At 33.7% G+C, this 8782-nt stretch carries 11 protein-coding genes and 3 pseudogenes; 13 read left to right on the top strand and 1 reads right to left on the bottom strand.

Annotation, left to right across the window (positions count from 1 at the left end):
- The first annotated feature begins 809 nt into the window (after positions 1-809).
- The 5 genes from KI338_RS16060 to KI338_RS16040 all read left to right on the top strand — a co-directional run bounded on the left by KI338_RS16060 (position 810) and on the right by KI338_RS16040 (position 4185).
- Positions 810-1745 carry a hypothetical protein gene (locus tag KI338_RS16060; RefSeq protein WP_212922037.1) on the top strand — a complete coding sequence of 312 codons (936 nt, stop codon included), beginning with the start codon at positions 810-812 and terminating at the stop codon, positions 1743-1745.
- Between the two features lie 80 nt (positions 1746-1825).
- Positions 1826-2359 carry a GNAT family N-acetyltransferase gene (locus KI338_RS16055; protein ID WP_212922036.1) on the top strand — a complete coding sequence of 178 codons (534 nt, stop codon included), beginning with the start codon at positions 1826-1828 and terminating at the stop codon, positions 2357-2359.
- Between the two features lie 54 nt (positions 2360-2413).
- On the top strand, positions 2414-2560 hold the full coding sequence (locus KI338_RS16050; protein WP_212922035.1) for a hypothetical protein: 147 nt from the start codon (positions 2414-2416) through the stop codon (positions 2558-2560).
- A gap of 734 nt (positions 2561-3294) precedes the next feature.
- Positions 3295-3783, top strand: coding sequence for an AraC family transcriptional regulator (locus KI338_RS16045; protein ID WP_212922034.1), 489 nt, complete (start codon positions 3295-3297; stop codon positions 3781-3783).
- 84 nt (positions 3784-3867) lie between these two features.
- A complete protein-coding gene (locus KI338_RS16040; RefSeq protein WP_212922033.1) occupies positions 3868-4185 on the top strand; it encodes a hypothetical protein in 318 nt (105 codons plus the stop codon).
- On the opposite strand, the gene KI338_RS17955 is transcribed toward KI338_RS16040, so the two are convergent.
- Positions 4174-4332, bottom strand: coding sequence for a DUF6804 family protein (locus tag KI338_RS17955; RefSeq protein ID WP_373306354.1), 159 nt, complete (start codon positions 4330-4332; stop codon positions 4174-4176). The two genes, KI338_RS16040 and KI338_RS17955, sit on opposite strands and share 12 nt — an antisense overlap.
- 78 nt (positions 4333-4410) lie before the next feature.
- Between KI338_RS17955 and KI338_RS16035 the strand changes: the two genes are divergently transcribed.
- The 8 genes and pseudogenes from KI338_RS16035 to KI338_RS16000 all read left to right on the top strand — a co-directional run bounded on the left by KI338_RS16035 (position 4411) and on the right by KI338_RS16000 (position 8245).
- Positions 4411-4818, top strand: coding sequence for an SRPBCC family protein (locus tag KI338_RS16035; RefSeq protein ID WP_212922032.1), 408 nt, complete (start codon positions 4411-4413; stop codon positions 4816-4818).
- Between the two features lie 72 nt (positions 4819-4890).
- Positions 4891-5229, top strand: a pseudogene (locus KI338_RS16030) (VOC family protein); the annotation flags it as partial.
- Positions 5230-5315: 86 nt separating this feature from the next.
- Positions 5316-5513: a hypothetical protein gene (locus KI338_RS16025; RefSeq protein ID WP_212922031.1), complete on the top strand. Its 198-nt coding sequence runs from the start codon at positions 5316-5318 to the stop codon at positions 5511-5513.
- Positions 5514-5822: 309 nt separating this feature from the next.
- Positions 5823-6107 (top strand): hypothetical protein, encoded by a 285-nt coding sequence (locus tag KI338_RS16020; protein ID WP_212922030.1) that lies wholly within the window; start codon positions 5823-5825, stop codon positions 6105-6107.
- A gap of 12 nt (positions 6108-6119) precedes the next feature.
- Positions 6120-6326 (top strand): annotated as a pseudogene (locus KI338_RS17950) (GNAT family N-acetyltransferase); the annotation flags it as partial.
- A gap of 61 nt (positions 6327-6387) precedes the next feature.
- Positions 6388-7143, top strand: coding sequence for a DUF4181 domain-containing protein (locus KI338_RS16010; RefSeq protein ID WP_212922028.1), 756 nt, complete (start codon positions 6388-6390; stop codon positions 7141-7143).
- Between the two features lie 65 nt (positions 7144-7208).
- Positions 7209-7650: pseudogene (locus tag KI338_RS16005) on the top strand (SRPBCC family protein).
- Positions 7651-7759: 109 nt separating this feature from the next.
- A complete protein-coding gene (locus KI338_RS16000) occupies positions 7760-8245 on the top strand; it encodes an NUDIX hydrolase (RefSeq protein WP_212922027.1) in 486 nt (161 codons plus the stop codon).
- Positions 8246-8782: the final 537 nt, after the last annotated feature.

The following is an 8782-nucleotide window of genomic DNA, read 5'->3' as shown; positions in this document are numbered from 1 at the left end:
CTGGAATGCTTTCTACTAATTCATTAACGGTGTATGCAATATCATTTTCTTGTAATTTTATTTCTAAATCTAACGGCAAAACTACTTGATTCATGGTATAATGTTTAAACATAGGGACACCTCCAAAAATTATTGTGTGGTAACTTTAATTTTATCAAAAGGTGTCCTTTTTGTGTGCATAAAAAGAGTGGTATTCACCTGTTTAGGTAAGTACCACTCTTTTTTTTATTTACTGGGGTTTTGTCCCAGCCTCTTTTTCTTTTTGAATAATAAGATAGGAAATTAAATGAGTACTCGAAGTGTATTATGGAGAATCCCTGTCCATTTACGGTGAAAATAAGAGACACTCTGATTTAGGCACTATTAAAATTGGTGGAAGCGGTTCGATAAACGTCATTTCGAGTAATAGGTGTAATTGAAATGAAGTGTAGAGGGTAGCTTAATATCATTTCGAGAAAAGGATGTAATTGAAATGATGCATAGAGGGTAGCTAAACATCATTTCAAGTAAAAAGTGTAATTGAAATGAAGTATAGAGGGTACCTAGACGTCATTTCGAGAAAAGGATGTAATCGAAATGATGAATAGAGAGCTTATAAACGTCATTTCAAGTAAAGGATGTAATCGAAATGATGAATAGACAGCCGATAAACATCATTTCAACTAAGGATTGAAATATTATAGCTATAGTATTTCTAAACAATACCTATCTACAAGTAGCAGAGTCTAAATATAATTTAAGAATTTTTTCATTATTGTTAAATTTTTTGTGATAGAATAAATTTAAAATCGAATAGAAGGAGTCACTCTATGAAAAAGTTAATTCAGTTAGAGAATGTAAAACGATTTCTACAATTAAATTGTCGGGAACTAGAAAATGCAAGATTTAATCTAATCTTTTATGACGGTGATAAGGAACAGGTAAGGAACTCTCTTCAACGGTATCAAAATGAAGATGGTGGCTTTGGACATGGAATAGAGCCAGACTTTTGGGCACCGACTTCTTCTCCTATGGCAACCTGGGCAGCTGGGCAAATACTTATGGAGATAGGTGCTGAGAAGACGGATCCAATGGTGGAGGCTATGGTTGGTTATTTAGTAAGTACTTTTCACCGTGATACTGGTATGTGGGATGCAGTCATGCCAGCTAATAATCAATATCCACATGCACCTTGGTGGCATTGGAGTGAGGGAGTTCAGGAAAATTGGGCATTTAATCCTGGAGTTGAACTGGCAGCATTTTTAATCAATTGGTCTGATGAAAACTCTGAAGCATTTAGAATTGGCTGGGATTCCATAGATAAAGCCGTTTCACATTTAATGAATCAAGCAGAAATGGATCGACATGAAATAAATAATTATCAAGCATTTATAAAAATAATTGAGCCGTTCAAGTCAGAATTAGAGCGAAAAATTACTCATAGCTATGATGCAATCTCTGAGAAGGTACTCAGTCTCGCCTATGAATGCATCAATAAGGATGTATCAAGCTGGAATTCTGGTTATGAACCTCTTCCACTAGATTTTGTAGATTCACCATCTCATCCATTATGTGAAAGGCTCGGAACGTTAATTGAACAAAATCTAGCTTTCTACCTAAATCAAATGACTGATGAGGGAGTATGGGATGTTCCATGGAGCTGGGGAGCTTATCCAGCAGAATTTGAGGTAGCTAAAATGCAATGGACGGGTATTTTGGCAGTAAATCGTTATAAGCAGTTAATGGAATTTGGTTACTTGGAGTAATACCTTTCAACAAAGAAAGAGTAAACATTGGGTTTCGTATTAAAAGATGATAAAAATTTATTACAAAGCAAGGAGAAAAAATGTTCCAATCAAACAGGATTAAATTGCGAAAAATTGAATTAAACGATGTAGAACAATATCACACCTGGAGAAATGATACTGAAGTTATGTATTCTACTAATCCATATATGGACTTGTATTCATTGGAAGAAACAAAGGGATTTTTTGAGATGGTAATACTAGAATCTAAGACAGCGAAGAGTTATATGGTTGAGGAAATAGATAGTGGAAAAACTATCGGTATTACGTCATTAATCAATATTGACTATAAAAATAGAAATGCAGAATGTATATTAGACATTGGAGAAAAAGATTACTGGGGAATGGGATATGGGAAGGAAGCACTAACCTTATTACTTGATTATGCATTCTTGGAGTTAAATTTACATCGAATTTCATTAAGAGTCTTTTCCTTTAATAATAGAGCAATTCGCTTATATACCGGAATAGGATTTGTGGAGGAAGGGATAAGCCGTCAAGCTTTATATCGTAATGGCGAATGGCACGACATTGTTAACATGGGAATATTAAAAAAGGATTATCTTAGTAATTAGGTCATTTTAGAGAAGGATTATTTTTATAAATAACTCATTCAAGGGAGTTAAATTATGAGTATTGTCTTATCTGCAGATAGCTTTCAAAAGGCCCATCATTATCTTATGAAATATGGGAGAGATTTAGAGCAAGAATTGTACCGATTTTACTTTGAAAATGGTCATACCAATAATGTCATTCGCTTATTAGCACAATACTAGGCAGAAAACGGTGGTTTCAGGAATATGGGAGAAGGAGATGTAGATTTTCCAAATGGTATGGATACGTACATGGCATTTCAATATCTTAGTATGGTCGGAGCAACACCAGATTGTGATGTTGTTCAGAAAGGCATCTAATACATCATTGATTCCTATGATCATAATTTAAAAAGATGGGATGGCCGAGAGAAAGTACAGAGCGAGACTTGGACAGATAATCCGTGTGCAGAATTAGTAGGTTACTTACACGAATACAGAGAGTTAGTTCCTAGTGATTTTCTAAGAAAAGTAACAGAGAATGCGATGAGCTCCATGAGTACTATCCACACCACGACAGAATTACCTCAATTTTATTTCCTAGAAGCACAAAGTTTATTTCGTTTTGCAAGTAGAGTAGATGACCCATATAAATCTATCCTTTTAGAACAATTAAATAATGATATTTTTCAAATAATCGAAGCAGATTCTTGTAAATGGTCAACTTTTTATTGCGCAAAGCCATTTTTCTTTGCTTACACCAGATAGTCCGTTATTTGAAGAGCTAAAAAATGATGTTAGACAACGTTTAGAATATGAAATACACACCCAAGCAGAGGACGGGCATTTTATATTAAATTGGCACTGTGACGAAGAAAGTGCGCGAGTATGGAAAAGTATTTGGACTTTGGATGTACTGGCACTTAAACAACACGGCATGATCGAAAATATTAATTAGTGGTAAGGGGATGCTGAATTTGGATATTAATATCAAGGAAATACCAGATTTGGATGTTGCATTTTTTAGAAGAACTGGCAGCTATTTTGAACCACAGGATCACTGGGAGAAATTATTTCAATGGGCAAGTAATAATGGACTTTTTCCGCCACATCAATCATTTATTGGAATATCTCTAGACAATCCAGATTTGGTGGAGAGTAGTAAATGTCGTCATGATGCATGTGTCACTATTCCTGAAGGTTTTGAAATAGAGAATCATAGCGATATAAATTTCAGGAAAATTGATGGTGGAAAGTTTGTAGTATATACATTTTATGATAATCTTGAAAAATTAAATCTTGCTTATCACTATTTATATAGTGAGTGGTTACCTAACAGTGAATTTGATGCAGATTTCAATCGATTTAATTTAGAATTTACGTTGAACAATCCAATAGAAGATCCTCATGGAAAGTTAAAGGTAGATTTATATGTTCCAATTAAGGAAAGAGCATCGGCTTCCTAGAACACACCTTTGGAATTATAAAACATTTTACACTAACTGATAGTAGTTAGTTTAAGAATTAAATTAGGAATTGTAGGTGTAACGATGTTATCAACTTCACTAGGTCCTATTAAAATATATGTAAATGATATAGATATAGATTTTATAGCGGTGAGATACATTTTAGATGAACATTGTAAAGACGTTAATGGTAGGTACTTTATTCAATACGAATATAAAAAGGAATACAAAAAGCAAAAAATCCGATGTTGTTTACCTTCTATTAAGGAAGAAGGGGATATTGAGATTGGGGAAAGACAGGAAGCGATATTTTTCTATAAAGATTTTACAATACTAACAATAGGAATAGAGGCTTCCTTAGGCACGTATGAGGAGTACGGTTATGATTATTCAGGAAGTTAATTGAGTAATGGGATTGAATATGAAACAAGTGAAAACACCAAGAGTCAGCTTCTCAGCTTTGGAATAAGTTGGATTAGACCATATACAGAAGATAATGAAAGCCAAACATGTGATGCAACGGATGTAAGTGTAATAAGATTCAGGCAAAGAAGTTAAGTATCAAGCCATGCACAGATTTTGGAATTTTAGAGTAATTGCTTTTTAAAATAGAAAGGAGTGGTTGAAATGGAATCAAAACCTATTGGACAAACGAAGGCGGTAGGATTTCAAGTAGGGGTTAGAAGGACTTTTCCAATTTCTCAAGAGAAGGCTTGGGAACTTGTAACATCTGCTGAAGGATTTGAGTTATGGCTAGGACTGAATACTAGTTTAATTCTTAAACCTGGCCAAGCATATATCGCCAAGACAGGTGCTGGTGAATTACGAGTAGTTAAACCACTCGAACAACTTCGTCTTACTTGGAAAAAAGATGAATGGCATAAACCTTCTACCGTACAGATTCGTTTTATCCCAAAAGAACATAATAAAACTACGATAAGCTTTCACCAGGAAAATCTTCCTAATCAGAACGTTAGGGAAGAGATGAAGGAATATTGGGAAAATGTATTAGAGGAATTAAGAGTAAGATTTTAATAATTTTTTACTTTGGGGAGGAAAAAGAAAATGAATCCATATAGCCATATCGATCTATGAGTAAGTAATTTTTCTGAAGCCTTACCCTTTTACGAGACGTTTCTTCCAGAACTAGGTTTCACGCAAACATATCACAGCGAAAATTGGAAAGTATTTGCAGGTGAAGGAAGTCTACCAAGTTTAGCGTATTTTGCCATAACAGAAGAAGCTTCTCATAAGCCAAATGGAAACCTTATTGGTTTTTGGGCAAATGATCGTGAAGAAGTAGACCGACTTGCGCAAATCGTTCAAATGGCTGGTGGTAAGATTACAAGTGGCCCTAAATTATTTCCAATGAGCCCGACTTACTATGCGTTTTATTTTGAAGATCCTTGTGGAAATCAATACGAAATTGTTCACCGCTTAAACTGATAAAGTGTGTCATCAATTTTGTATGGTAGATAAAGGATATTGTTTTTTCAAATAATAGATATAAGTATATTAGAGGGGCTATCTGTGTGTCTGATAGTCCTTCTTGTATAGTAAAGAAACGGAATTATTTTGAAACAACATGGCTTTTAATAATGCAAACGAATGAATCAATTGATGGGCTTCTTACCTCTGTTAATCAATCTTTTGAATTAGGTGGTGTAGTTAATATTTGCACAAGATATCCAATTGTAGGAGAATTATTTCAGCCATTTACTAAAGAATAGTGGAGACGGTATACCAACAGTAAAAACAATCATACTGTTGATGTATATATAATAAGTCCATATGACGCATTAAAACAAATGCAGCAATATCCAACGATAAATATAAAAATGATGCCGATGAAATAGTTAATGAAATTAGGCCTACTATTAGTTTGCGAATTAATTTCCGAAAAGAAATGGTGAGACTTCTGTTATAAAATGGTTTTGAAATTTTGCAGAGATTGAACGCAGAATTCAATAACGAATGATGGCTATGAAAGCTATATGTATGTTAGAAGGTACAATAAAAATATAATGAGGTGAAAATAATTGGTGCAGGTTAATGACTTAGTTATGGAAGAAAGAGTCATAGAAACTGTTGATCTTCTCTATGAACAGATATGGAACCATTCCATAAAGGAACGCCTAATCAAGCACTCCGGTTATAAAGGATTTAGAGGTAATATCATAATCTCAGATCATAAGGAGTTGTTAGGGTTTTCTTATGGTTATTCATCCTTACCTGATCAGTTCTATCATAATCTACTAGCTTCTGAGCTTAGTTCACTAGAATATGAAAAGTGGTTAAAAGACTGTTTTGAATTGGTTGAGTAAGCTGTATATCCATCGTATAGAGGCCAAGGTTATGGCAAGCAATTGATTACTAATTTACTTGCGGATATTCAACATAAAACTTCTATACTTACAACTCAGATAGAAAACAAGTCAGCACGTAGCTTGTATCACAGTTTAGGTTGGGAAGTAATCAAGGAACCATTTGTTTCAGATCAAAATGGTCCTGCTTATGTAATAATGGGAAAGGTATTTAGATAATTTGTTCTGGATAATACGAGGAATCTTTGATTGTTTTTTAGAACTAATAGGAGGTTAGGGGATGATTGTATTTTCGATTTTGGTGTTACTGCTTTCCTATCTTGTAACGTTTATTGTTAGAAGAAGATACAACATCATAGCTGATTTTGACAATTATAGACATGTTAATCACATGCATAAGAGGATTGAACTGATACTCTTGATTCTTTTCCTTTTAATTTCGGCTGTTCTGATATTTGTATTCTCCATTACGGAGGTTTATTTATTGTCTGCGGGAAATTTTGTAATTCTCTGTGGTTTACGCACATTTATGGAATATAAATATGATCGTGAAAAAAAGGAGTACATTATTGATTTTATCTGGGGGATAGGTGCTATTGTACTTTTTGTAGGTATTTTGTTTTCTTCGATAAATACCACATCATTTGCTGAAGTAGCAAATGACATCACTTCTTTAAATCCGAATTCAATCAAACAAGTTGAAATAAGAAATAATGCTTGGAATGAAGAGGCTAAGAATGTTTGGGATAAAATAATCGAAAAACGTAATATAATTATTGAGGATAGGCAATTAATAAATCGTTTATTTGTTGAGCTATCGACTATGGAGTTTCGTAAAAGCACTGACTTCAATAGTAATTTGGATAACTATTATTATTTACATTTTCAGAATAGTGATGCTCGTACAATAACTATATATGATAAATACATAAGTCTTGACTCAGACTATTACAAGATTGTTGGTGAAAATAGATTATATAAGCTGTTAGATAGTCATGATTTGGATTGGGATTACCCAGGAGAAAGTAAGGAATGATTAAACTCCTATATCGTTCATTTGTAAGGAGGAAATAAATGCCTATCATTGAACATCATTAACTTATTCATGCACCGATTGATTTATGTTTTGATTTAGCTAGAAGTGTAGATATTCATATCCAAACAACTACTTTTACGAACGAAAGAGCTGTAGCTGGAGTCACAACAGGTTTATTAGAAATGGGTGACACAGTTACTTTTGAAGCAACACATTTCGGTGTTAAACAAAAGTTGACCGCTAAAGTCATTAAAATGGATAAGCCTCATGAATTTATTGACATAATGGTTAAAGGTGCATTTCATTCCTTTATGCATACTCATCGTTTCATAGAAGAATTAGATGGAACCTTAATGATTGATTACTTTCAATATAAGTCACCTTTTGGTGTAATTGGTAAAATTGCTGACAGGCTGTTTTTTGGAAAGATACATGAAAACATTTATTGCTTCTCGAGCGGAAGAATTGAAGAAGATTGCTGAAAATATGAAAGGTGATATAGGATAAGAAGAAACACTGGATAGGAATTACTAGGTTTTTATTTTTATTAATTCTTAGCTGATAAATAGTTTCACAGGAAAATAGTTTTCATGACAAATTGATAGGGAGTAATGATATGGAGATTTGGGATTTATATGATGAAAACAAGAAAAAAATTGGTAAGACCCACGTTAGAGGAGTTCCACTTCCAGAAGGCTGCTATCACTTAGTTGTCCATATATGGATTCAAAATGACAAGGGTGAAATACTCTTATCAAAGCGCCATCCCCAAAAATCCTGGGGTAATTATTGGGAATGTACCGGTGGCTCTGTGCTGACCGGGGAAACAAGTTTGGAGGGCGCTTTAAGAGAGACAGCTGAAGAGTTGGGCTTGGTACTAGATCCAAGTCAAGGAAAATTAATGATAAATGAACGACGGAAACATTTTCACTCCGATATTTGGTTATTTCAATCAAATGTAGTAATTGAGGATCTTCAATTTCAAGAGGATGAGGTTATTGATGCAAAATGGGTGGATAAAGTTACATATGAAGATATGCTGAGTAAAAAGGAGATTGTCCCTACTTTACCTCACTTTTGGAACGAAGTCTTGGGTCGATAGAAATTTGAGATTTGTAGATAGGAGAAATAAGAAATAAAAGGCTTAGACAAAGCAACCCTTCAACCGAACTGAACATTAATAAAGGAACCATTTTTAAAAAGTGGTTCCTTTTTTGTAATTTATAAAATAATTACATTATAAAAGATAGAAAAAAATGATCTTTGTAATAATTCGCTGAACTTAACCGTTCATAATGGTAAAATAGAATAGGCATTTGTTTCGTCGTTATTATTAGGTTTTGATTTGTATATTCTTGCAGAGGAAGAGGATATTGTTTGAGGAAAACTAGGGAAATAACATTTTTTATAGTGGGTTCCATAGGAGTTTTTATTCTTATTTTGACCTGGTTTTATCCCTTTTCAATTTTTGGTATCAATAAAACCTATAAGATAAAGCCTGATCCGATAGTGGTTGACCAATATGCTATGGATTTACAGACTTTGAAAGGAAGCTATCGGAAACGATGTGAAGGAAGGATTAAGTACATCTATAAATTATACGGTTGAAAGAACACAATCCATACTTTTACTATTTGAA

The sequence above is a fragment of the Ornithinibacillus bavariensis genome (assembly GCF_018333235.1).
GTDB lineage: Bacteria > Bacillota > Bacilli > Bacillales > Amphibacillaceae > Ornithinibacillus > Ornithinibacillus bavariensis.
This window is presented reverse-complemented; position numbering and strand designations above follow the sequence as displayed.